Source organism: Polymorphospora rubra (genome assembly GCF_018324255.1).
GTDB classification, from domain to species: Bacteria; Actinomycetota; Actinomycetes; order Mycobacteriales; family Micromonosporaceae; genus Polymorphospora; species Polymorphospora rubra.
In genome coordinates this window covers 1,663,321-1,687,037 of sequence record NZ_AP023359.1, presented here as the reverse complement: position 1 = coordinate 1,687,037, position 23,717 = coordinate 1,663,321, and the positions used below count along the sequence as shown (strand labels likewise).

Annotated in this window: 21 protein-coding genes, 2 pseudogenes and 1 riboswitch; of the genes and pseudogenes, 16 read left to right on the top strand and 7 right to left on the bottom strand. The window is 72.3% G+C overall.

Features of this window, described 5'->3' with window-relative positions; translation table 11 throughout:
• Window positions 1-18: 18 nt before the first annotated feature.
• Window positions 19-126: riboswitch (TPP riboswitch) on the top strand.
• The 6 genes from thiE to thiC all read left to right on the top strand — a co-directional run bounded on the left by thiE (window position 121) and on the right by thiC (window position 5,152).
• Complete coding sequence (thiE, locus tag Prubr_RS07650; RefSeq protein ID WP_212822965.1) at window positions 121-753, top strand: thiamine phosphate synthase; 633 nt, start codon at window positions 121-123, stop codon at window positions 751-753. (Overlaps the previous riboswitch by 6 nt.)
• Entirely contained in the window at window positions 750-1,826 is a 1,077-nt protein-coding gene (gene thiO, locus Prubr_RS07645; RefSeq protein WP_212822962.1) for a glycine oxidase ThiO, read from the top strand. The genes thiE and thiO overlap by 4 nt, the downstream gene beginning before the upstream one ends.
• A 31-nt stretch (window positions 1,827-1,857) precedes the next feature.
• Window positions 1,858-2,058, top strand: coding sequence for a sulfur carrier protein ThiS (gene thiS / locus Prubr_RS07640; RefSeq protein WP_212827692.1), 201 nt, complete (start codon window positions 1,858-1,860; stop codon window positions 2,056-2,058).
• Between the two features lie 5 nt (window positions 2,059-2,063).
• The gene (locus Prubr_RS07635; RefSeq protein WP_425517990.1) at window positions 2,064-2,837 is read left to right on the top strand and encodes a thiazole synthase; all 774 of its coding nucleotides are present in this window, start codon (window positions 2,064-2,066) and stop codon (window positions 2,835-2,837) included.
• Window positions 2,834-3,481 carry a thiamine phosphate synthase gene (locus Prubr_RS07630; RefSeq protein WP_212822960.1) on the top strand — a complete coding sequence of 216 codons (648 nt, stop codon included), beginning with the start codon at window positions 2,834-2,836 and terminating at the stop codon, window positions 3,479-3,481. Before Prubr_RS07635 ends, Prubr_RS07630 begins: the two co-directional genes overlap by 4 nt.
• A gap of 87 nt (window positions 3,482-3,568) precedes the next feature.
• Window positions 3,569-5,152 carry a phosphomethylpyrimidine synthase ThiC gene (gene thiC / locus Prubr_RS07625; protein WP_212822953.1) on the top strand — a complete coding sequence of 528 codons (1,584 nt, stop codon included), beginning with the start codon at window positions 3,569-3,571 and terminating at the stop codon, window positions 5,150-5,152.
• A gap of 3 nt (window positions 5,153-5,155) precedes the next feature.
• On the opposite strand, the gene Prubr_RS07620 is transcribed toward thiC, so the two are convergent.
• The 3 genes and pseudogenes from Prubr_RS07620 to Prubr_RS07610 form a co-directional block, all read right to left on the bottom strand.
• Window positions 5,156-7,222 carry a hypothetical protein gene (locus Prubr_RS07620; protein WP_212822951.1) on the bottom strand — a complete coding sequence of 689 codons (2,067 nt, stop codon included), beginning with the start codon at window positions 7,220-7,222 and terminating at the stop codon, window positions 5,156-5,158.
• A 94-nt stretch (window positions 7,223-7,316) separates the two neighbouring features.
• Window positions 7,317-8,266, bottom strand: a pseudogene (locus tag Prubr_RS07615) (LLM class F420-dependent oxidoreductase).
• A 2-nt stretch (window positions 8,267-8,268) separates the two neighbouring features.
• Window positions 8,269-9,054 (bottom strand): ABC transporter ATP-binding protein, encoded by a 786-nt coding sequence (locus tag Prubr_RS07610; protein ID WP_212822949.1) that lies wholly within the window; start codon window positions 9,052-9,054, stop codon window positions 8,269-8,271.
• A gap of 242 nt (window positions 9,055-9,296) precedes the next feature.
• Between Prubr_RS07610 and Prubr_RS07605 the strand changes: the two genes are divergently transcribed.
• Together Prubr_RS07605 and Prubr_RS07600 are read left to right on the top strand one after the other, a co-directional pair.
• Window positions 9,297-10,319, top strand: coding sequence for an ABC transporter substrate-binding protein (locus tag Prubr_RS07605; protein ID WP_212822947.1), 1,023 nt, complete (start codon window positions 9,297-9,299; stop codon window positions 10,317-10,319).
• A gap of 131 nt (window positions 10,320-10,450) precedes the next feature.
• Window positions 10,451-11,281 (top strand): ABC transporter permease, encoded by an 831-nt coding sequence (locus Prubr_RS07600; RefSeq protein ID WP_212822945.1) that lies wholly within the window; start codon window positions 10,451-10,453, stop codon window positions 11,279-11,281.
• Between the two features lie 77 nt (window positions 11,282-11,358).
• On the opposite strand, the gene Prubr_RS07595 is transcribed toward Prubr_RS07600, so the two are convergent.
• Window positions 11,359-12,543, bottom strand: a complete 1,185-nt coding sequence (locus tag Prubr_RS07595; RefSeq protein ID WP_212822943.1) for an ABC transporter substrate-binding protein — start codon at window positions 12,541-12,543, stop codon at window positions 11,359-11,361.
• Between the two features lie 475 nt (window positions 12,544-13,018).
• Between Prubr_RS07595 and Prubr_RS07590 the strand changes: the two genes are divergently transcribed.
• From Prubr_RS07590 to Prubr_RS07570, 5 genes and pseudogenes are all read left to right on the top strand, one after another.
• Window positions 13,019-15,610 carry a sensor histidine kinase gene (locus tag Prubr_RS07590; RefSeq protein WP_246568430.1) on the top strand — a complete coding sequence of 864 codons (2,592 nt, stop codon included), beginning with the start codon at window positions 13,019-13,021 and terminating at the stop codon, window positions 15,608-15,610.
• 251 nt (window positions 15,611-15,861) lie between these two features.
• Window positions 15,862-16,347: pseudogene (locus Prubr_RS07585) on the top strand (ATPase); the annotation flags it as partial.
• On the top strand, window positions 16,347-16,760 hold the full coding sequence (locus Prubr_RS07580) for a roadblock/LC7 domain-containing protein (protein WP_212822939.1): 414 nt from the start codon (window positions 16,347-16,349) through the stop codon (window positions 16,758-16,760). The pseudogene Prubr_RS07585 and the gene Prubr_RS07580, both read left to right, overlap by 1 nt.
• Before the next feature lie 77 nt (window positions 16,761-16,837).
• A complete protein-coding gene (locus Prubr_RS07575; protein WP_212822937.1) occupies window positions 16,838-17,203 on the top strand; it encodes a DUF742 domain-containing protein in 366 nt (121 codons plus the stop codon).
• Window positions 17,184-17,816 (top strand): GTP-binding protein, encoded by a 633-nt coding sequence (locus tag Prubr_RS07570; protein WP_212822935.1) that lies wholly within the window; start codon window positions 17,184-17,186, stop codon window positions 17,814-17,816. The genes Prubr_RS07575 and Prubr_RS07570 overlap by 20 nt, the downstream gene beginning before the upstream one ends.
• Window positions 17,817-17,897: 81 nt before the next feature.
• Here the strand turns inward: Prubr_RS07570 and Prubr_RS07565 are convergent, their stop codons facing one another.
• Window positions 17,898-18,986: a uroporphyrinogen-III synthase gene (locus tag Prubr_RS07565; protein ID WP_212822925.1), complete on the bottom strand. Its 1,089-nt coding sequence runs from the start codon at window positions 18,984-18,986 to the stop codon at window positions 17,898-17,900.
• Window positions 18,983-19,213 carry a hypothetical protein gene (locus tag Prubr_RS07560; protein WP_212822923.1) on the bottom strand — a complete coding sequence of 77 codons (231 nt, stop codon included), beginning with the start codon at window positions 19,211-19,213 and terminating at the stop codon, window positions 18,983-18,985. The genes Prubr_RS07565 and Prubr_RS07560 overlap by 4 nt, the downstream gene beginning before the upstream one ends.
• 588 nt (window positions 19,214-19,801) lie before the next feature.
• Between Prubr_RS07560 and rplM the strand changes: the two genes are divergently transcribed.
• The 3 genes from rplM (at window position 19,802) to glmM (ending at window position 22,230) form a co-directional block, all read left to right on the top strand.
• Window positions 19,802-20,245 carry a 50S ribosomal protein L13 gene (gene rplM, locus Prubr_RS07555; RefSeq protein ID WP_212822915.1) on the top strand — a complete coding sequence of 148 codons (444 nt, stop codon included), beginning with the start codon at window positions 19,802-19,804 and terminating at the stop codon, window positions 20,243-20,245.
• A gap of 20 nt (window positions 20,246-20,265) precedes the next feature.
• On the top strand, window positions 20,266-20,745 hold the full coding sequence (gene rpsI, locus Prubr_RS07550; RefSeq protein ID WP_246568428.1) for a 30S ribosomal protein S9: 480 nt from the start codon (window positions 20,266-20,268) through the stop codon (window positions 20,743-20,745).
• Window positions 20,746-20,877: 132 nt separating this feature from the next.
• Window positions 20,878-22,230 carry a phosphoglucosamine mutase gene (gene glmM, locus Prubr_RS07545; protein WP_212822913.1) on the top strand — a complete coding sequence of 451 codons (1,353 nt, stop codon included), beginning with the start codon at window positions 20,878-20,880 and terminating at the stop codon, window positions 22,228-22,230.
• Between the two features lie 146 nt (window positions 22,231-22,376).
• Here the strand turns inward: glmM and Prubr_RS07540 are convergent, their stop codons facing one another.
• Window positions 22,377-23,585, bottom strand: a complete 1,209-nt coding sequence (locus Prubr_RS07540) for a pyridoxal phosphate-dependent aminotransferase (protein ID WP_281425884.1) — start codon at window positions 23,583-23,585, stop codon at window positions 22,377-22,379.
• Between the last annotated feature and the right edge of the window lie 132 nt (window positions 23,586-23,717).

Here is a 23,717-nt window from a genome sequence, read left to right as displayed (position 1 = left end):
ACGTACTCTCGGTCGCGGAAGTGACCCACGGGAGCCCGGTGCACCGGGCTGAGAGGGGGGCTGCAGCCCCCGACCGTCGAACCTGATCCGGGTAATGCCGGCGCAGGGAGGAGTGCCGCTGTGCCGTCCCTTGGACGACTGCATCTCGTTACCGACACCCGGCCGGGCCGGGATCCGCTCGCCGTCGTACAGGCCGCCCTGTCCGCCGCCGGCGCCGAACTCGTCGTACAGGTTCGGGTCGAGGACGTGGCGAGCGATCGGGAGGCGTACGACCTGGCCGGCCGGGTCGCCGGGCTGTGCGCGGCGGCCGGGGCGACCTGCCTGGTCAACGACCGCCTGCACGTCGCGCTCGCGGTCGGCGCCGCCGGCGGCCACGTGGGGGCGCTGGACCTGCCCCTCGACGCGGCCCGCCGGGTGCTCGGCCCGGATGCCGTGCTCGGCGCCACCGCCCGTACCCCGGAGACGGGGCGGGCGGCGGTGGCCGCCGGGGCGACCTATCTCGGCGTCGGCCCCTGCTATTTGACGTCGACCAAGGACGGGCTGCCGACGCCGATCGGGCCGGCCGGGATCGCCGCGGTGGCCGGCGCGGTGGACGTGCCGGTCATCGCGATCGGTGGGGTCACCGCGGCCCGCGCGGCCGAACTCGTCGCCGCCGGCGCGTACGGCGTGGCCGTCGTCGGCGCCGTCTCGTCGGCCGCCGACCCGGCCCGGGCCACCGCCGAACTGCTCGCCGCGATCACGGCCGTCCGATGAGGCCGGACGTCGCCGTCGTCGGCGCCGGGCCGATCGGGCTCGCCATCGCCTGGCGCTGCGCCGCCCGTGGGATGAGCGTGGTCGTCCACGATCCGGCCCCCGGTTCGGGCGCGTCGGACGTGGCCGCCGGGATGCTCGCCCCGGTGGCCGAGGCGTACTTCGGCGAGGAGGAGCTGACCTCGCTGCTCGTCGCCTCCGCCGCCCGCTGGCCCGGATTCGCCGACGAACTCTCGCGGGCCGCCGGCGCCGAGGTCGGCTACCGCACCGACGGCACCCTCGTGGTGGCCCTCACCTCCGACGACGTGGCCGAGGCGGAGCGGCTGTGGACGTACCAGCGGGGGTTGGGGCTGCCGATCTCGGTGCTGCGCCCGGCGGACCTGCGGGCCCGCGAGCCCGGGCTCTCGCCGCGGGTGCGCGGCGGCGGGTACGCCCCCGACGACCATCAGGTCGACCCCCGGCGCCTGGTCGTCGCCCTGCGGGTGGCGGCGGCGCGGGCCGGGGTACGGGTCGAGCCGACCGCGGTCACCGATCTGTCCACCGTGGACGCCGGAGTGGTGGTGGTCGCGGCGGGTCTCGGTGCCGCCGCGCTGACCGGGCTGCCGGTCCGGCCGGTGAAGGGGCAGGTGCTGCGGCTGCGCGCACCCGACGGTGCCCCGCCGGGCTTCCGGCACGTGATCCGGGGGTACGCCGACCAGCGGCACGTCTATCTCGTACCGCGCACCGACGGCGAGGTGGTGGTCGGGGCGACCGTCGAGGAACGGCTCGACGACACGGTCACCGCCGGGGCCGTGCTCGACCTGCTGCGCGCCGCGACCGACCTGCTGCCGGAGATCGCCGAATACCAGCTCACCGAGACCCGGGTCGGCTGGCGGCCCGGTACGCCGGACAACGCGCCGATCATCGGCGCCCTGCCCGGCCGGCCGGGAGTGGTCGTGGCCACCGGGCACTACCGGCACGGCATCGTGCTGACGCCGTTGACCGCCGACCTGGTCGCCGACCTCGTCTCGACCGGGGTCCCGGACCCGGCGCTGGACCCGTTCGGGCCGGCCCGTTTCACCACCGATCCGAACTGAGAGCGGAGGCACACCCGTGCCGGACGATCCGATCGAACTCACCGTCAACGGGGTCACCAGCCCCTTCGCCGCCGGTACGACCGTCGCCGCGGTCGTCGCCGCCTCGACGACCCAGCACCGGGGCGTAGCGGTGGCCGTCAACGGCGAGGTGGTGCCGCGGGGCGCCTGGCCGGCGACCACGCTGCGGCCCGGCGACCTGGTCGAGGTGCTGACCGCGGCCCAGGGCGGCTGACCGCGGTGTCGTCGTTCGAACTGGGCGGGCACACGTTCACCTCGCGGCTGATCCTCGGCACCGGCGGTGCCGCGAACCTGCACGTGCTGGAGCGGGCCGTCCGGGCCTCCGGCACCGAACTGGTCACCCTCGCGCTGCGCCGGGTCGACGCCGCCGCCACCATGCAGGGCGGGCTGCTCGACCTGCTCGAGCGGTGCGGCGTACGGCTGCTGCCGAACACCGCCGGCTGCTACACCGCCACCGAGGCGGTGAAGGTCGCCCACCTGGCCCGCGAGGCGTTCGAGACGGACTGGGTGAAGCTGGAGGTCATCGGCGACGAGCGGACGCTGCTGCCGGACGGGGTGGAACTCCTCACCGCCGCCGAGCGGCTCGTCGCCGACGGATTCACCGTGCTGCCGTACACCTCCGACGACCCGGTGCTGGCCCGCCGGCTGGCCGACGTCGGCTGTGCCGCGGTCATGCCCGCCGGCGCGCCGATCGGATCCGGGCTCGGCATCAGCAACGAACACCACATCCGGCTGATCACGCAGTCGGTCGACGTACCGGTGATCCTCGACGCGGGCATCGGCACCGCGTCCGACGCCGCCCGGGCGATGGAGCTCGGCTGTGCCGGCGTGCTGCTGGCCAGCGCGGTGACCCGGGCCGCCGACCCGGAGCGGATGGCCACCGCGATGCGTCACGCGGTCGAGGCCGGCTGGCTGGCCGCCGGTGCCGGCCGGATCGCCCGGCGGTCCCACGCCCTGGCGTCCACACCGGACGAGGGGCGGCCACAACTGTGACCGGACCGGGCGGCGTCGTCGTCCTCACCGACCGCCGGCTGGCCCGCCGGCCACTGGTCGACGTCGTGCGGGGCTGCGTCGACGGCGGCGCCTGGTGGGTGGTGCTGCGGGAACGCGACCTTCCCCGCCCCGAACGGGCCCGCCTCGCGGACCGGCTGCGCGCCGTGCTCGCCACGGTCGGCGGGCGGCTGGTCGTCGCCGGCCCCGACCCGCTGGACGGCGACGCGGTGCACCTGGCCGCCGCCGACCCGCAGCCGTCGCCGGCGCCGCCGCTGGTCGGCCGCTCCTGCCACGACCCGGCCGAACTCGATCGGCTGTCCACAGAGGACTACGTGACGCTGTCGCCGGTCTTTCCCACCCCGTCCAAGCCCGGCTACGGGCCGCCGCTGACCGTCGACGGGCTCGCCCGGCTGATCCGGCGTACCGCGGTGCCGGTGCTCGCCCTCGGCGGGGTGCGGACCGCCGCCCAGGTCGCCGACTGCCACGCCGCGGGTGCGGCCGGCGTCGCCGTGATGGGTGTGGCCATGTCCGCCGCTGACCCGGCGGCCACCGTCGCGGCGCTGCGCGCCGGCTGCCCACCCCGGGCCGGTTCCGGCGGCGGCGATCCGCAACCCCCGGCCCGCCGCGGCCGGCAGTCCGGCTGAGCGTCATCCAGAGAACAAGTTTGTCGTGAGCGGGCGGAGCGGCCGGCTCGGCTCGTGTCATGACGACGAGCGAAGCGAGGAGATGTCATGCAGGCACGTCGCAAGGTCTACGTCGAAGGTCCGCGACCGGACGTCCGGGTGCCGTTCGCGGAGGTGGAACTCACCGGTGACAACCCGCCGGTACGGCTCTACGACACCTCCGGCCCGGGGTCCGATCCGGACACCGGACTGCCCCCTCTGCGCGGGCCGTGGATCGCCGAGCGCGGCGACGTCGCGCCGGTCCGCGGTGGCGGCAGCCCGCTGGCCGGCACCCGGCCGACCCAGCTCGCCTACGCCCGCGCCGGCCGGGTCACGCCGGAGATGGAGTTCGTCGCGGTCCGCGAGGGCGTCCCGGCGAGCGTCGTACGCGACGAGATCGCCGCCGGCCGGGCCGTCCTGCCCGCCAACGTCAACCACCCCGAGTCCGAGCCGATGATCATCGGAAGCCGGTTCCTGGTGAAGGTCAACGCCAACATCGGCACCTCGGCGGTCACCTCGTCGATCGCCGAGGAGGTCGACAAGCTCACCTGGGCCACCCGCTGGGGCGCCGACACGGTCATGGACCTGTCGACCGGCAAACGGATCCACGAGACCCGCGAGGCGATCGTGCGCAACTCGGCCGTGCCGATCGGCACCGTGCCGATCTACCAGGCGCTGGAGAAGGTCGGCGGCGATCCGGTCAAGCTCTCCTGGGAGGTCTTCCGGGAGACCGTGATCGAGCAGGCCGAACAGGGCGTCGACTACATGACCGTGCACGCCGGGGTGCTGCTGCCGTACGTGCCGCTGGCGGTCGACCGGGTCACCGGGATCGTGTCCCGCGGCGGCTCGATCATGGCGGCCTGGTGTCTCGCGCACCACGAGGAGAACTTCCTTTACACCAACTTCGCCGAGCTGTGCGAACTGCTCGCCCGCTACGACGTGACATTCTCCCTGGGCGACGGACTGCGGCCGGGTTCGATCGCCGACGCCAACGACGAGGCGCAGTTCGCCGAGCTGCGTACGTTGGGCGAGCTGACCACCGTCGCATGGGAACACGACGTACAGGTGATGATCGAGGGGCCCGGCCACGTGCCGATGCACAAGATCAAGGAGAACGTCGACCTGCAACAGGAACTGTGCCACCAGGCGCCGTTCTACACCCTCGGTCCACTCACGACGGACATCGCGCCGGCGTACGACCACATCACCTCGGCCATCGGGGCGGCGATGATCGGCATGTTCGGCACCGCGATGCTGTGTTACGTCACCCCCAAGGAGCACCTCGGCCTGCCCGACCGCGACGACGTCAAGGCCGGCGTGATCGCGTACAAGATCGCGGCACACGCGGCCGACCTCGCCAAGGGCCACCCCGGGGCCCAGGCCTGGGACGACGCGCTCTCCAAGGCGCGGTTCGAGTTCCGCTGGGAGGACCAGTTCAACCTGGCGCTCGACCCGGACACCGCGCGGGCGTACCACGACGCGACCCTGCCGGCCGAACCCGCCAAGACCGCGCACTTCTGCTCCATGTGCGGGCCGAAGTTCTGCTCGATGAAGATCACGCAGGAGTTGAAGGAGTACGCCGCACGGGGCATGCGCGACAAGTCGCAGGAGTTCGTCGACTCCGGCGGCCGGGTCTACCTGCCGCAGGCGTAGCGCTCACTCGCCGGACGGCCGGTCGGACGTACGCAGTGACAGGCGCGGGCCATGGTCACGTTGCGGCCGGCCGTCCGCCGCGGTGGCCGCCCCGAGCCCACTGACCCAGTCGACGTAGTCCTCGTCCTGGGCCTTCGCCGGCTTCCTGCCCCGACCCTTCGTCGAGGCGTCGGCGGGCTGCTCGTCGGCCGACGGCTGGGCCCCCTGGTCCGGGTTGTCGGCCGCCGAGGGCCGGCGGCGGAACAATCCCCGCCGTGGCCGGGCGGGATCGGTGTCCCCGCCGTCCACCCCGGCCACCGCTGCCGGTTCGGTCGGCTCGGCTGTCTTCCCACGGCGGCGGGACCGGCCGCGTTCTCCGGCCGCCGCCCTGCCGTCCGGTGCCGTCGCCGTGCCGGCCGGATCGGCCGGCGGAGTGGCGGGTCCGGCCTCGTCCAGGCCGGCCTCGATCCGGTCGATCAGCGAGGTGCCGAAGTTCGGGCGGGCCGGTTCGGTGGTGGTGGCCGGGACGGTTGGGGCCGGTTCGGGCGTCGCGGTGCCCCGCTCGGTCGCGCCCGCACCGGCCGGCGCCGGGCTGTGCGGCGGTGGTGTCGGCCGGGTCACGGGTTCGGGTGTTGGCCGGGGCACGGGTTCGGGCGTGGGCCCGGCCACGGCTTCAAGCGTGGGCCGGGGCGCCGGCTCGGGGGCGGACCGGGGGGCGGGGTGGGGCGCCGGCTCGGGTGCCTTTCGGGACACGGGTTCGGGCGACCGCTGCGCGGGCGGGGCCGCGGGCTCGGGTGAGCGGGGCGCGGGCGGGGCCGCCGGCCCGGACGGGCGGGGTGCGGGCCGGGCCGGTTCCGGTTTCGTGAGGACCGGCGCCACGGTCGCGGTCGGTGCCGGCTGCGGGATCGACGGGTTGCTGGCGGTGACCACGGTGCTCTCCGCAGCGCTGACCGGCGCCGCCAGCGGAGCCGTCACCGGCTCCGTCGCCCGGGCCGGCTCCGCCGCTGGCGCCGGATCGGGACCCGGTGCCGGGCCGGTCGGCTGCGTGGGAATGGTCGGCTGCGTCGGGATGGTCGGCCCGGCCGGTGTGGCGGGATCGGACCCGTCCCGGCGGTCGGCGGACGGCACTTCGTCGGCGGCGGCCGCCTGGCCGGGGACCGGCCGCCGGAACTGGAGCCGGTGTCGACCGCCGCCGGTCCGGCCGGCTGCGGAGACCGCGTCCGGCGACCCGTCGCCGGCGGCCGGGCGTGGCAGCCTGGTCAGCACGGCGAGCACCGACCCGATCGCGCCGGTGACCACCGCCAGCAACGCGGCCCAGTACGGGTTGGCCTGGTAGCGGTCGGCCGAGCCGCCCGGACCGGCCAGCAGGTAGGCGACGGCGAGCAGCGCCGGCGCGACCGCCCCCGACAGGGCGGCCGGCACGACCTGGTGGCCACGGAGGCGGGCCAGCACGCCGATCCCGGCGCCGGCGACCAGGGCCAGTGCCGGCATGGTGACCAGGGCCAGCCGCTGGCCGGCGTCGGTGCTCAGCCAGGTCGGGTCGAACACCCCGAGACGTACGTCCGCCCACGCCGCCGTCGGACCCAACGACGGAACCACCGAGAACAGTGCGAGCAGCCACACCGCCCCGATCGAGGCGGCGACGTTCCAGCCGATCGCCCGTTGGGTGAGCACCGCGACGGTGGCTCCCGCGCCGACCGCGGCGCCGAGAACGGCGGCCAGGCCGACGGACCCGACCGGGTCGGTCGCCGCCACCTGCGCCGTCCGGGCCGGAAGCATGGCCAGTGGTGCGACCGCGGCGGCACCGATCCCGGCCACCACGGCGTACGCGATCCGGGCGCCGATCGGGGTGGCGAGCCCGTGCCGGCGGGCCAGCCGCTCGGCCGCGAAACCACCGGCCACCGCGGCGACCACGGCGAACCAGGTCACCCAGGCGAGCTGGGCGGGCCACTGGTTCTGCGTCGCGCCGTCGAAGGCCCGGGCGAGGCGTACGAGCCCCAGCCCGTACGCGATGCCGAGCTGACCGGCTCCGGCGAGTGCGCCGACGCCGAGTGCCGCGACCAGCACCTTGCCCCAGGTCCGATAGGCCATGCCGGCACGTTACGGCCAGCCGTGGTGAATCGCTACCCTTCGTCCGGACATGACCCGACCTGTGAGGGCGGGTCGGACGGGGATGTCGCCGTCGTCACTGCCCCGCGTCGAGCTGGGGGAGCACCTGGTCGGCGATGAGTTCGAGGTGGTCGAGGTCGGCCATGTCGATCAGTCGCAGGTGCACCCGCGTCGCGCCGATCGCCGCGAACTCGCCGATCCGCTCGACGAGCCTGGCGGGGGAGCCCACCACCGGGTCCTCCGGCGGGAGCGCGCTCTTGACGTGCAGCGGTGCCGCCCGGTGCTCCGCCTCGGCGTCGGTGCGGCCGATGGCCACCACGATGCCGGCCGACAGGGTCAGCGGCGCACGGCCGGTCTCGGCGCGGCCGACCCGGTCCGCCGCCTCGGAAACCCGCTCGTATGCCTCGGCGGTCTCGGCGACCGACTTGAACGGCATGTTGAACTCGTCGCCGTAGCGGGCGGCCAGCTCGGGCGTGCGCTTGGCACCCCGGCCCCGATGATCACCGGCGGGCCGGGGGTCTGGACCGGGCGGGGCAGCGCGGGCGCGTCGACCAGCTGGTAGTGGTCGCCGTGGTAGCTGAACCGGCCGTCGGCCGGCGTCGCCCACAGTCCGGTCAGGATCGCCAACTGCTCCTCGAGCCGGTCGAACCGCTCGACCGTGCGGGGGAACGGAATGCCGTACGAGAGGTGCTCACGCTCGTACCAGCCGGCGCCGATGCCGAGGTCGACCCGGCCGCCACTCATCTGGTCGACCTGGGCCACCTGGATGGCGAACGGGCCGGGCAGCCGGAACGTCACGGAGGTGACCAGCGTGCCGAGCCGGATCCGGCTGGTCTCCCGGGCCAGACCGGCCAGCGTGATCCACGCGTCGGTCGGGCCGGGCAGCCCCGGGTCGGCACCCATCGACTGGAAGTGGTCGGCCCGCAGGAAGCCCTCGAAGCCGCTGTCCTCGACCGCCCTGGCGAAGCGGAGCTGGTCGGCGTAGCTCGCACCGCGGTGCGGCTCGGTGAAGATCGTCACCCGCATCGTCATCGTCCTCCGACTCCCGCGGTCGCCGACGGCTCCCGCTCCATCAGGAGTTCGTGCAGGTCGGCGCTGCACCTGGCGACCTCTTCCAGGTGCGCGTTGCGACCGAGGCTGCGCGGCCGCGGAATGTCGATGTCGACCACCTTGCGGATCCGGCCCGGTCGGGGGCTGAGCACGACCACCCGGTCGGCGAGCAGAACCGCCTCGTCGATCGAGTGTGTGACGAAGATGATGGTCGCCTGGTTTTCCATGTGGACACGCTGGAGTTCGACCGACAGCTCCTCGCGGGTGAGTGCGTCGAGTGCGGAGAACGGCTCGTCCATCAGCATCACCTTCGGCGATCCGATCAGCGAGCGGCACAGTGACACGCGCTGCTGCATGCCGCCGGAGAGTTCGTGCGGCAGCCGCTTCTCGAAGCCGGCGAGGCCGGCCATCTCCAGCAGTTGGTGCGCCCGTTCGACGTACTTGGCCTTGCGCCAACCGAAGATCTCGACGGGCAACAGCACATTGTCGAGAACGGATCGCCACGGCAGCAGAGCCGGGCGCTGGAAGAGCATCGCGATGTCGCGGCGGGCCTTGGTCACCCGCTCGCCGGCCACCTTCAGTTCGCCATCGGTCACCGGCAACAGCCCGGCCACCAGACGCAGCAATGTGGACTTGCCGCAGCCGGAACGGCCGACGACCGCGACGAACTCGCCCTGGCGGATTTCGAGGTCGATTCCCCGCAACGCCTCGACGGTCCCGGTGCGGGTCGTGAAGGTTCGGGACACCCCGTGGAGCTCGATCACCCGAGTGGCTCCCATCAACGGATCAACAGCCTGGCCAGGCTAGCCGCATCGGCTGGGAAGCACTAGACGTCTGGGGCTGGCGATTTTGTGGCCGTTCCGCAACCTGATACGCGGGGTGAGCTAATCGTGACCTTCTCGTACAGTGTGCCCGCGAACATTCCTCACACCGCGGCACTGGCCACCCCTCGGCGCGGTGCCGACCGGCTCAACAACTCCCCTCTGGTTGGGAAGGAAACGTCTCAATGACAAGGCTCACCCGTACGATCGCCGTCGCGGCGTTGGCCACGGCCCTCGCGGTCGTGTCCGGCTGCAGCGGCTCGAACGAGTCGGACGGCTCCGGGAGCGACGGCTCCCTGGAGAAAGTGACATATCTCACTTCGTTCGGCAATTTCGGTCGTGACTCGTACGCCTGGGTTGCGAAGGACAAGGGGTTCTTCGAGGAAGCCGGCTTCGATGTCGACATCAAGGCCGGCAACGGCACTGGTGACAACATCAAGACCGTCGTCGGCGGTCAGGCCGAATTTACCCCCATCGACCTCACCGGTGGTCTGCTCCAGATGGGCAACGGCCAGGCGAAGGACTTTGTGGCGGTCGCCGGCATCCAGCAGCGTACGATGGCCGCGATCATCACCCTTGAGGGCAACGGCATCACCACCCCCAAGGACCTGGAAGGCAAGAAGCTCGCCGACACCCCCGGCTCGGTCGTGCGTAACCTCTTCCCGACGTACGCCAAGCTCGCCGGTGTCGACGCCTCCAAGGTGGAATGGGTCAACGGTCAGGCACAGACCCTGATCGGAACGCTTGCCGGCGGGCAGGTGCAGGGCATCGGCCAGTTCGTCGTCGGCAAGCCGACCGTCGAGGGCGTCGCCAAGAAGACCGCGGTGGTGCTGCCGTACAGCGACATCATGACCGACCTCTACGGCAACGTGCTGATCACCTCGACCAAGCTTGCCAACGAGGAGCCGGACAAGGTCCGCCGCTTCACCCAGGCGCTGCTCAAGGGCCTGGAGTACAGCATCGCCCACCCGCAGGAGGCGGGCGAGATCCTGCACAAGAACGTCAGCACCGCGCAGGCTGCCCCTGCGGCGGCCGAGCTCGAGCTGATGGGTGCCTACGTCCGGTCGGCCGGATCGGGTGCCGCGGTCGGCACGCTCGACAGCGAGCGGATCGCCCGCAGCATCGCCATCCTCCAGGGTGCCGGCGCGATCCCGCCGGGCCTCACGCCCGAGCAGATCATCAACTTCGACCTCGCGCCGAAGTCCTGACCGGTCCGACCTGAAACAGGGGTACGTCCACCGCTCCGCGTCGGTGGGCGTACCCCTCGCGTCACCCCGGCTCCGCGAGCTGGGCGAACTGAACCCCGGCTCCGCGAGCCGGGCGAACTGAGGAGTGAAAGATGGCCGAGTTGACCGAGGTCCGGGCGGTCCCGGCAGTGGTCCCGGCACGACGGCGCAAGGGCGGTGGCAGCGCGGCGGCGGTCGGGTTGCCGGCGCTCGGGCTGGTGGTCGCGCTCACCGTCTGGTGGCTCGTCACCTCCGTGTTCAACCTGATCCACCCGGTGGTCCTGCCACCGCCGCAGGACGTGCTGTCGGCGTTCAACGCCGCGTCCGCGCGGCTGCTCGAAGCGACCCTCGCGACGACCCTGGAAACCGTCATCGGCTTCCTGCTGTCGACCGTCGCGGGTGTCCTCATCGGTCTTGCGCTGGCCAGCTCCCGGCTGGTCGAGCGGATGTTCTCGCCGCTGCTGGTGGCGATCAACGCGGTCCCGAAGATCGCCCTCGGGCCGCTGCTCGTCGTCTCGCTCGGCTGGGGGCAGAAGCCGATCCTGACGATGGTCTTCCTGCTCTGCTTCTTCCCGATCGTGCTGTCCACCGCGACCGGGCTCACCTCGACCCCGGCGGACCTGGCCGAACTCGCCAGGTCGCTGGACGCGTCACGCTGGCAGGCGTTCCGCAAGGTCCGGCTGCCCGCCGCCCTGCCGCAGATCTTCGTCGGCCTCAAGGTCGCCATGCCGCTGGCCGCGATCGGTGCGGTCATCGGTGAGTTCCAGGCCGGCGAGGGCGGTCTGGGTTACGAGATCGTGCAGACCAGCGGAGTCGGCGACAGCGCGACGGCCTGGGCCGCGATCATCCTGATCGCCCTCATGAGCATCGTGCTCTACTTCGCGCTCGTGCTGATCGAGCGGCTCGCCCTGCCCTGGGTCCGCGAGACGACCTCGTCGCGCTGAGCACGGCGGGCCGAACCCGCGCCACAGAAGGCCGCAGGGGCCGTCCCGATGGGACGGCCCCTGCGACGTGTACCGGATCAGCCCGCGAGCCGCCAGCGGCCGCTCCGGGCGACCAGCATGGTCAGTGCCTGCGGCATCAGGCCGGAGTGGTTGTCGGGAGTCATCCGGATCGGCCCGGACAACCCGTCGAACTGCGACGTCTCCAGGACGTCGCGGATGCCGTCCCGGTTGGGGGAGCCGGAGGTGCCGTCGCCGCCCAGCACCGAGTCGGCCACCAACTGGAGGGCGTCGGCGGCGAACGACGAGATGCCGTCGTAGCCGCCGTACCGGGCGGTGTAGTCCCGGAACCACTGCTTGCGGGCGGCCTTCGCCGGCGTGGTCGCGATGACGTCGTCGATGACCATCGTCTGGGTGAAGACCATCGTGGCGCCGTTGGTGGACTCGCTCGCGTTGCCGCCGAAGAACAGCCCGCTGGCGGCGGCGGCGTCGAAGTAGAGCTCACCGTCGAAGTTGGCCTGCCGGGCGGCGGACGCGGCCATGAGCGCCTGTTCGGGGCCGGTCCAGACGACCAGCGCGTCGGTGTTGCCGCTGGCGGCCGACCGGACGGCCGAGTCGATGTTGGTGGCGTCGGCCTTGACCGCCTGGGTCCGGGTCAACCGGATGTTGGCCTTCTGGAACTCGGCGGTCAGCGCCGCCTGGCCTTCCTGGCCGTAGCTGTCGTCGGTGTGCAGCAGTGCGGCCCGGGTGACCTCCTTGCGCCGCAACTCACCGACGAGCGCGGCGGCGCTGTCCGCCGCGTTGAGCCCGAGCTTGAACATGTAACGGCGCTCGGCCGCCGGTGACGCGACGTCGTTCGCCGGAGCGAGCGCCACCGTGGGCAGCTTGTTCTCGGTGATGGCCGGGAGCGCGCCGATCGCGCACTCGCTGCACCCGCCCATGATGACGGCGCTGACCGAGTTGTTCTTCGCGAAGTCGCTGACGTTGCGTAGCGACTCGTTCGCGTCAGAGCGATTGTCCTTGATGTCGACGCGGATTCTGCGGTCGCCGAGCACACCGGACTCGTTGAGCTGCTCGGCCTTGAGCTCGAGCGCCCGTCGGTATGCCTCGCCGTACGCCGCCGCGGAGCCGGACAGCTCCAGGTCGGCGCCGACGACGATTTCGCGTGTGTCGCGTTCTTCCTGGGTGAACTGGCAGCCGGCGAGCGACGATGCCAGAACGGCCGCGGTGAGCGCCGTGATGCTCACGGAGCGGATGCGCCTCAACTGAATCCTCCATGTTGCGCGGAGATGCCGCGGCGGAGCCGGGAACCATGGCCGATGCCGGTCGACCTGAACCGAACCGCAGTGGATGGAACGTGATGGTCTACCGTACGGTCTGCGCGAAGCCTTCAAACCTGGAGAACCTTGCCAACGGAGGGGTATCCGGGTCAAGCGGCCGACTGTTCGACTCTGGGATAGTGATCCCACAATCTGGCGAGGGGTCTCCTCCGTAGACCATTACTTTGCGGATATATGCCACCACTCTGACGATATCCGACCTGTTCAGGGCGTTGTGGGAACGAAGGTGTTGAGTGATTCGAATAGGGCTTCGACGGTCTCCGACCGATTCCCGCCCAGTTGAGGCTTCCCAAGACGGGCTGCTTCTGATGAAATCGCGGCCGTGCCGCGTGCGGCGCCATCCGCTGCAGGAGGCAACGGTCGGTAGGTCACACGTAGAGAAAACGACGGAGGCGATGTCGTGAGCACCGGACCTACTAGCCTGCCCGGAAATGGCACGCAGGAGCATGGTGCGCGGCGCCGCGGGTTCCCCCGGCTGAGGGACACCCGGATCCGCTCGAAGCTCGCGCTCATCCTCGTCGTTCCCGTCGCCGCGGTCATGGCACTGGCGGGAATCCGACTCGTCGACGTCGTGCAGGAGGCGGACGCCGCCAGCATCGTCCGCTCGCTGACCGCGCTGTCGATCGACGTCTCGGCCCTGAACCACGATGTCCACCAGGAACGGATGGCCGCGGCGGCGCTCCTCGCCGCCCCGAGCCCTCAGGCGGACGCGTTCAACCTGGCCGTCCGCCGCACCGACGAGCGGATCGCCGCCTACGAATCCGAGCGGCGGGCCATCGGTGAGATCCCGGCCTCCGTCGACGACCGGCTCGACGTCATCGACAGCCATCTCGCCACCCTCACCAGCACCCGCCAGCAGATCCTCGAGAACGACGAGATGCCGGTCGCCGAGGTCGTGCTGCGCTACGGCGTGATCCTCACCGACCTGGTCTCGTACACCGACGCGCTCGCCCAGCTCTCCGGTGACGACGGCGTCGGCCGCAGCCTCCGCGCGGTCGCCGCGTTCATCAAGGCCAAGGCCGCCACCGCGGAAGAGCAGGCGGTCGCCTTCGCCGCGCTGACCTCCGGGCAGCTCGACGAGGAGCAGTACTCGTCCTTCGTGGCCACCCTCACCAGCCAGCAGGAAGCGCTCCTGGCCTTCTCGTTGGCCGCCACCCCCGAGCAGCAGAACCTGGTCGAGTTCACCGTCACCGGTGACGCCGTCGTGCTGGCCGACCAGACCTCCACCGAGCTGACCCGGTCGGTCGGCGGCGAGGCGCTGATCACGGCCGTCGACGCCTCCAACACCATCGGCGCGGTCAACGACCTGATGCGGTGGGCGGAGATCCAGCTCGAGTCGGACCTCCTCGCCGAGGCCGAGGAGGTCACCGCCACGGTCATCCGGCAGGCCATCACCGAAGCCGTGATCGTCTTCGTCACCCTGGTCCTCGCCATCGTGCTGGCCGTGATCCTGGCCCGGTCGCTCAACCGCTCGCTGCGCAAGCTGCGTGAAGGCGCCCTCAGCGTGGCCAACCACGACCTGCCCGACGCGGTCAGCCGGCTGCGTGACGTACGCAGCATCGGTGAAGGCGGCGTCGACGAGATCGTGCGCCAGGTCCGGGACCCGATCAAGCTGGACAACCGCGACGAGGTCGGCCAGGTGGCGTCCGCGTTCAACGTGGTCCACCGCGAGGCGGTCCGGATCGCGGCCGAGCAGGCGGCCCTGCGGACCAGCGTCTCGGCGATGTTCCTCACCCTGGCCCGCCGGAGCCAGACCCTGGTCGACCGGATGATCGGCGAGCTCGACATGATCGAGCGCGGGGAGGAGGACCCGAAGCGCCTGGCCCAGCTCTTCGAACTGGACCACCTCGCCACCCGGATGCGCCGCAACGACGAGAACCTGCTCGTGCTGGCCGGTGCCGACTCGACCGCGCCACGGCGCGACGACGCCCTGCTGGTCGACATCCTGCGGGCCGCCCAGTCCGAGGTGGAGCTCTACAACCGGATCGAGTTCGGCACCGTCGACACCGACATCTCGGTGGCCGCCCAGGCCGTCAACGACGTCGTACGGCTCGTCGCCGAACTGCTCGACAACGCGACCCGGTTCTCGCCGCCGCACACCACCGTCGTCGCCGACGCCCGCCGGATCCGTGACTACGTGGTCATCCAGGTCGAGGACCGGGGCCTCGGGCTGAGCGCGGACCAGATGGACTCGCTCAACCGACGGCTGGCCGAGCCACCCACCGTCGACGTGGCGGCGTTCCGCCTGATGGGTCTGGCCGTCGTCAGCCGGCTCGCCCACCGCTACGAGATCCGCGTCGAACTGCGGCGCAACGTCGAGGGCGGCACCGTCGCACAGGTCACCCTGCCCGCCGCCATCGTCGTGCTGCCCACCCGTGGCCAGCAGGACAACATGCTGCCCCGGCCGCGGCAGCCGCTCGCGGTGGACTCGGCCCCGGCCCCCGTGCCCCCCGCGCCGGCCGCCGGCTCGGGCTGGTCGGACACGATGGCGCCGGTCAACGGCGCGCGTACCTCGTCCGCGACCCTGCCGGACGAATGGCGCCCGCAGCAGCCCGCCACGTGGGACGCGCCGGCACAGCCGCGCAGCACGGTGCCCCCGGTCACCGCCGCGCTGCCGGCGGTGGCCGAGCCGACCGCCGCCCAGCCCAGCCTGGCGCCGCCCGCACTGCCGGTCCGCACTCCGCAGGCGCCCCACGCCATCCCGCCCGCGCCATTCGCGCCGGCCGTTCCACAGGCTCCGATCACCCCTCCGGCGCCGGCCGTTCCGCCGGTGTCGGCGCCGCCCAGCGTCGGTACGCCGACGGTCGCCTATCCGGCCGTACAGCAGTCCCTGCCGCGACGGCCCGAGGGGGCGTCGTTCCGGCCACGCCACACGCCCTGCCCCCGGTGGCCGGGCTGCCGGCAGGACCGATCGCGGGGCTGCCCGCGGGACCTGCGGCCGGCTTCACGCCGACCCAGCCGCCGCCCGCCGCCCCGGTCGCGCCCCCTGTAGTACCGGCCCAGGCGGCACCCCCACCGTCGAGTGTGCCTCCGCTGCCGCCCCGACCCGAGGACGCGGCCGAGATGCCGATCTTCCGGGAGATGGAGGCCGTCTGGTTCCGCTCGCACGGATCGGCGTCGACGGAGATCTTCCAGGTGCCGCCGGGTGGCTACGACTCGCCGCCGCCACCGGCAACGGCACCGCCGGTGGCCAGCGGGCCGATCGCCGGCCGGGGCATGCCCGGCGGCAACGGCAGCTTCGGCGCGGGCGATCCGACCCGGGCGCCGCTACCGGCCCGTACTCCCGGGCAGTCGACGCCGCCCAGCGCGGAGCCGCAGCAGTCGTATCCGCAGCGGGCATACCCGCAGTCGGCGGCCACCCCGCCGCCCGCCGCTCCCGCGGAGCCGGTCGCCCCGGCGCAGCCGCTCGCGGCCACCCCGCCGCCCGCCGTACCGCAGCAGCGTGGTGGTGACGCGGGCTGGCGTACGGCGGCCGACGAGGGCTGGTCCCGGGCCACCCGGGCGGCCGAGCCGGAGGCCGCCGGCACCACCCGTTCGGGTCTGCCCAAGCGGGTACCGCAGGCCCAGCTCGTGCCGGGCGGCGTCGAAGCCAACAACAGCCGGGACCGTGCCCGGCGGACCCCGGACGAGGTCCGCGGTCTGCTGTCCGCATACCACCGCGGAGTGCAGCGCGGCCGGACCGCCGGCAACGAGCAGTTCGGTAGCACCGATAACAAGGAGACCAGCTGATGAACAGGCCAGCAGCTATGCAGGACATGGGTTGGCTGCTCAGCAATTTCGCCGACAGCGTGGCCGGAATCGCTCACGTGGTCGCCGTTTCGGCCGACGGCCTGCTTCTCGCCTCGTCGCGGGACCTTCCGGCGGACCGGGCCGACCAGCTCGCCGCCATCACGTCCGGCGTCGTCAGCCTGACCGACGGCGCGTCCCGGATGTTCAGCGCCGGGGGGGTGCTGCAGACGGTCATCGAGATGGACAGCGGCTATCTCTTCCTGATGTCCATCAGCGACGGTTCGTCGATGGCGGTGCTCGCCGCCCGTAGCTGTGACGTCGGCCAGGTCGGATACGAGATGGCGCTGCTGGTCGAGCGGGTCGGGGCGGCGCTGATCCCGCTGCCCCGCGAAGCTGTCGCGCCGCGGGCCTGAGCACCGTGACACCGAACAGTTTGATGACAGCCCGGCAACGGTGACGCCGCACCGGAAGAAGAGGAGGTGACCGCACGATGGGGCAGCCACGCGAGGATCCGCGCGGGTCACTGGTCAGACCGTATGCGGTCACCCGCGGCCGTACCGAACCCCGCCAGCACATCGCCATCGAGGCGGTGATCACGGCAACGGCGGCCGGGGTCCAGGAATCCCGGTTCGCCGGGCACGACAAACACCGGATCGCATCGGTCTGCGAGGGACGCCCGCTGTCCCTCGCGGAGATCGGGGCGTACACCCGCCTGCCTCTGGGGGTGGCCCGGGTACTGGTCGCGGACATGGTGGCCGACGGCCTGCTGACGCTTCACACTCCCGCTTCGTCCGAGGTCTACGAGGAGCGGATGGAACTGCTTGAAAGGGTACTTAGTGGACTTCGCAGGCTATGACCCGGCCAGAGCCCAACCGCCGCAACGCAACCGGGGGATCACCTCGGCAAAGATCGTTGTCGCTGGTGGCTTCGGTGTGGGCAAGACGACGCTGGTCGGAGCGGTCTCGGAGATCACTCCGCTGACCACCGAGGCCGTCATGACCGCGGCTGGTGTCGGCATCGACGACCCGTCGAAGGTGCCTGGCAAGGAGACAACCACGGTCGCCATGGACTTCGGTCGTATCACCATGGCCGAGGACCTGATCCTCTACCTGTTCGGTACCCCCGGGCAGACCCGCTTCTGGTTCATGTGGGACGAGATCATCCGTGGTGCCGTCGGGGCCGCCGTCCTCGTGGACACCCGCCGCATCACCGACGCCTTCGCACCGCTCGACTACTTCGAGAACCGCGGACTGCCGTACGTCGTGGCACTCAACCACTTCGACGGCGGGGCCCGCTACGCGACGGAGGAGATCCGGGAGGCGCTGGCCATCGCACCGCACGTGCCGATGGTCACCTGCGACGCCCGGCAGCGTGACTCGGTGAAGTACGTCCTCGTCAACGTCGTCGAACATGCGATGGCGAGGTTGCGGGCCCAGCACGACCGGGGACATCCCACCCCGGTCGGCTGACCCGCCCGGATCCGGCCCGGCGGCGCGGTCCGTTCGGGTCGGGTCCGCGCCGTCGGGCCGCCGGTTGCGCCTGTCGGCGGCTCAGTCCACCGGCAGGCGGTAGCCGCGCTTCACCACCGTCTGCACCACACCCGGGGTGCCCAGGCCGGCCCGCAACCGGGCCACCGCCATCTCCACCGCGTGCTCGTCGGCGCCGCGGGGCAGCGTACGGAGCAGGGCCGACCTCGACAGCACGCGGCCCGGGGTCGCGGCGAGGGCCCGCAGCACCGCCATCGGTGCCGGCGCGAGCGGACGCAGTTCGCCGTCGATCACCGCCGCGTGCCCGCGCAGAACGAGCGTGTGGCCGCCGACCTTCAGGCTGATCGCCCGTTGGGGCAGTTCGTCGACCAGGGCGTGGACGAGCGCGGCCGGATGGGCCCGGCTCGGGGTCACGACCGGCACCCCGTGCTGGCGTAGCGGGGCGGCGGTCACCGCGCCGACACAGCTGGCCAGTACGTCGGACCGTAGCGCGTCGAGTACCGCGTCGCCGTTCGCGCCGGCGGCCCGCAGCAGCGCGTCCACGGCCGGCGCCGAGGTGAACGTGACCGCGTTGACGAGCCGACCGGTGACCAGGTCGACCAGGCGGTGCAGCGGAGCCGGGTCGATCGGCGGTGCCCAGCGGTACACCGGTACCTCGATCACGACGGCCCCGGCGGCTTCCAGGGCGGTCGTCTGGTCCGGCTGCCGTTCGCCGTGCAGTTGCATCGCGACCACCCGGCCGGCGATGCCCCGCCCCCGCAGGTGCTCGACGATCTCGTCGTGCCCCTCCGAGCCGGGCGACCACCCGACCCGCAGCCCGGCCGCCCGCACCGCGCGGCCCGCCTGCGGGTCGCGGGTCACGACGTGCGCGGACCCGAGTACGGCGCGCAGCGGTTCGCCCAGCCCCCAGCCGTCGGCCGCCTCCAGCCAGCCGCGCATTCCGATGCCGGTGTTGACGATGACGATGTCGGGCGGGCTGTCCAGGCAGGCCCGGGTGGCGGCGCGCAGCTCGGTGTCGTCGGCCAGCGGCACGATGCGCAGGGCCGGCGCGAGCACCACCCGCGCACCGTGGCGCTCGAGCATGGTGGCCAGATCGTCGCGGCGGCGGTGGGCGGTGACGCCGACGGTGAAACCGGCGAGTTCGTCGCTCACCGCGTCGCCGCCGGCCCGCTGGTGGCGTCGCCACCGGCAGTTGCCACCATCCGGCCGGTGTCGGTCGACGTGTCATTCGGGGGTCGGCCGGCGGGCGGGCGGCCGGCCCCGGCGAGGTGTGTCCCGGAGAGCCGTGACGTGCCGCGACGGTCCACCGACGGACCCGGCCGGAGCACGCCGTCCTCGGCGTCGACCCGCTCCCACGTGACGCCTGCGTGTCCGGCCACGCCCTCTGCCGTGGCCCGCCACGGCTCTCCGAGTTCGGCCCGGGGCCTGTCACGAGGTCCCGGACCGACCGACCCGACGCCGCGGGGTCGGTGCTGGCCGCCGGACCGGCAACCCGGCCGGGCGGCCCTCGCCAGGTCCGTCCTCAACCCTGGCGAGGTCTTCCGTGGTCGGCGCGTGCGGTACGCGGTGACGCCCGGGTTCCTCCGGTCCGGCTGCGTCGCAGCGTGTGCACTGCCTGTCATGACGGAAGCGTGCCGCCGGGCGGTTTCGCCGGAGCGTCCCGATTGTTTCGCGCCTGCTAAGAGCGGTGGCCACGGCGCGGGTCAGGCCGGGGAGCGCGGGACTCCCGTGCCCACCGGAACGGGGTCGGCGGCGGCGGTCCCCGTTTTGACCGTGCATCGGGCCACCGGGTATCGTTGCCTGCTGTTGTGCACGACAGCCGTTTAGGCGTACCCGTGGGTACGCTTGTCGTCCGTGTGATCTGTGTGCGTGTGATCCGTACCGCGTCATTCGTGCGATTCATGCCTGACGCGCGGTCAACACAGCGCTGACGAAGACCCAGACCGACGACGAGACAAGGTAGACCTGTGCGTACGTACAGCCCGAAGCCGGGTGAGATCGAGCGTCAGTGGCACGTCATCGACGCCTCTGATGTCGTGCTGGGCCGTCTGGCCACCCACGTCGCCACGTTGCTGCGTGGTAAGCACAAGCCCACTTTCGCGCCGCACGTTGACACCGGCGACTTCGTCGTCGTCGTCAACGCCGGCAAGGTCGCGCTGACCGGCAACAAGCGGCAGACCAAGGTGGCCTACCGCCACTCGGGTTACCCCGGTGGTCTGAAGCAGGTCGGCTACGACGAGCTGCTGACCAAGCGTCCCGAGCGGGCCATCGAGCTGGCCGTCAAGGGCATGCTCCCGCACAACCGGCTCGGCCGGCAGCTGATCAAGAAGCTGAAGGTCTACCCTGGTGCCGAGCACCCGCACATCGCGCAGCAGCCGGTGCCGTTCGAGATCAAGCAGATCGCGCAGTGAGCGCGGACGAAGGAAGCAGCATGACCGACACCACCGCGCCCAGCCCGACGGCCGTCGCCGAGGTAGTGGTGCCCGCCACGACTGCCGCCCCCGTTGCGCGGGCGCCGCGCGGCGACCGCCCGATCCAGACCGTGGGCCGCCGCAAGGAGGCCATCGTCCGGGTCCGTATCGTCCCCGGCACCGGCAAGATCACCTGCAACGGGCGCGACCTCGAGGCGTACTTCCCGAGCAAGGTGCACCAGCAGCTGATCAAGGAGCCGCTGGTGACCGCCGAGAAGACCGAGGTCTTCGACGTCATCGCCAACCTGCGTGGCGGCGGCATCACCGGCCAGGCCGGGGCGCTCCGGCTCGGCATCGCCCGTGCCCTGTGCGCGAACGACCTCGACGACCGGCCCGCTCTGAAGAAGGCCGGCTTCCTCACCCGGGACGCCCGGGTCAAGGAAAGCAAGAAGTACGGTCTCAAGAAGGCCCGCAAGGCGCCTCAGTACTCCAAGCGCTGATCAGCTCAGCGCACTTGTACCTCTGACGGACGGTCGGGTCCGCCCCCGGTTTGGTGGCGTACCCGGCCGTTTCCGTTTTTCCTCATCGTTGGTGTTCCTTCCTCATCGCTGGTGCTTCCGGAGGTCTCACGCATGGGTCGGTTGTTCGGCACGGACGGGGTACGTGGGAAGGCGAACGCCGACCTCACACCCGAATTGGCGCTCGCGATCGCCGTCGCCGCGGCGCACACCCTCGCCGAGTCCGACCGCAGCCACGCTCCGCTGGCGGTCGTCGGCCGGGACCCCCGGGCCAGTGGCGAGATGCTGGAGGCCGCCGTCGTGGCGGGGCTGGCCAGCGCCGGCGCCAACGTGCTGCGGGTCGGCGTCCTGCCCACCCCCGGTGTCGCCTTCCTGGTCGGCGAGACAAAGGCCGACCTCGGCGTGATGCTCTCGGCGTCGCACAACCCGATGCCCGACAACGGGATCAAGCTGTTCGCGGCCGGCGGCCACAAGTTGCCCGACGAGGTCGAGATGCGGATCGAGGCCGCGATCGAGGCCAACGCCGCCACCGCCTGGGAACGGCCCACCGGTGCCGGCATCGGCCGGGTCCACGACCTGCTGGACGGCGCCGACCACTACGTACAGCACCTCGTCGGCTCGGTGCCGCACCGGCTCGACGGCCTCAAGGTCGTCGTCGACTGCGCCAACGGCGCGGCCGCGGACATCGCGCCGGTGGCCTACAAGGAGGCCGGCGCCGAGGTCATCGCGATCCACGCCGAACCCGACGGGCTCAACATCAACGACGGCTGCGGGTCCACCCACCTCGACGTCGTCCGGGCGGCCGTGGTCGAGCACGGCGCGGACCTCGGCCTCGCCCACGATGGCGACGCCGACCGTTGCCACGCGGTGACCGCCGACGGCGAGGAGGTCGACGGCGACCAGATCATGGCGATCCTCGCGCTGGCCATGCGCGAGGCCGGCACGCTGACCGAGGACACCCTGGTCGCCACCGTGATGAGCAACCTCGGGCTGCGTCTCGCCATGTCGCGTGAGGGCATCCGGCTGGTCGAGACCCGGGTCGGTGACCGGTACGTCCTGGAGGAGTTGCGCGCGTCCGGGCTGGCCCTGGGCGGCGAGCAGAGCGGCCACATCATCGTGCCCGCGTACGCCACCACCGGCGACGGGGTGCTGACCGGACTGCATCTGATGTCGCGGATGGCCGCCACCGGGCGGTCGCTGGCCGACCTGGCGTCGGTGGTGACGAAGCTGCCACAGGTGCTGGTCAACGTGCCGGTCGGCGACCGTACCGTGGGCGCGACCGCGCCGGCCGTGGTGGCCGCGGCGGAGCGGGCCGAGGCCGAGTTGGGGGAGACCGGTCGGGTGCTGCTGCGCCCGTCGGGGACCGAGCCGCTGGTACGTGTGATGGTCGAGGCGGCCACCGAGGGGACCGCCCGCGAGGTGGCGGAGCGGATCGCCGCCGAGGTCCGCCAGGCCAGCCCGGCCTGACCTGGCCTCCTGCGCCCACCCGCCCCGGGGGTGGGTGGGCGCGCACGTTGATCAAGGAGTAGCTGCGCGACAAACCTCGCAGGACGGGCACGCTCTGTCCTTGATCAACCCGAAATCCGGGCGTGCGGGTGGCGGGAGCGGCGCGGTCAGTGCGCCATGCGGCGTAGGCGGGTGACGGCTTCGGTGAGCACGGTCGGGCGTTTGCAGAAGGCGAACCGGACCAGGTGCCGGCCTGCCGCCACGTCGTCGTAGAAGACCTGGGTGGGTACGGCGACCACGCCACAGCGTTCCGGCAGCGACCGGCAGAACTCCACGCCGTCGACGCCGCCGAGCGGGGTGATGTCGGTGGTGACGAAGTAGGTGCCTTCCGACGGGAGCACCCCGAAGCCGGCGTCGACCAGCCCCTCGGCGAGCTGGTCGCGCTGCGCCTCCAGGCCGGCCCGGAACCCCTCGTAGTAGCTGTCGGGAAGGCCGAGCGCCACCGCGACCGCGGGTTGCAGCGGCCCGCCGTTGACGAAGGTCAGGAACTGCTTCACCCGCATCGCCGCGGACACCAGTGCGGCCGGGCCGCTGACCCAGCCGATCTTCCAGCCGGTGCACGAGAACGTCTTCCCCGCGGACGAGATCCGCAACGTGCGTTCCCGCATGCCGGGCAGGGTGGCCAGCGGTACGTGTGTCGAGCCGGCGTCGGAGAAGACCAGGTGTTCGTAGACCTCGTCGGTGACGGCGTACGCGTCGTACTCCTGGCACAGCGCCGCGATCAGGGTCAGTTCCTCGCGGGTGAAGACCTTGCCGGTCGGGTTGTGCGGTGAGTTGAGCAGCACGAGACGGGTATGTGGGCCGAAGGCGGCACGCAGTTCATCGGGGTCGAAGGCGTACCGGCCGTCGGTCGAGGGGCGCAGCGTCACCGGCCGGCGGACGGCCCCGGCCAGGGCGATCGAGGCCGCGTACGAGTCGTAGTAGGGCTCGAAGGTGACCACCTCGTCGCCGGTCTCGCACAGGCCGAGGATGGCGGCGGCGATGGCCTCGGTGGCCCCGGCGGTGACCAGCACCTCGCCGTCGGGGTCGTAGTCGAGACCCCAGAACCGGCGCTGGTGGGCGGCGACGGCGGCGCGCAGTGCCGGGATGCCCGGCCCGGGCGGGTACTGGTTGTGGCCGGTGCGCAGTGCCTCGGCCGCCGCGGCGAGCATCTCCGGTGGCCCGTCGGTGTCGGGGAAGCCCTGACCCAGGTTGACCGCGCCGGTCCGGACCGCCAACGCCGACATCTCCGCGAAGATCGTCGTGCCGAACGGGCGCATCCGCCGTACCAGGGGGTCGGTGCCGGACGCGGGGTCGGTGCTGGCTGTGGTGCTCACCGGACCACCCTAGACGCGCCCGGTCAGCCCCGTCGATGCCCGCGCCCCGGGGCGGCCGTGACCCGGGCCGGGGCCGGGGTGGTGGGGCGGGGTGGCGGACGGGGCGTCCGGTTGATCCCGGGATCGGCGGGA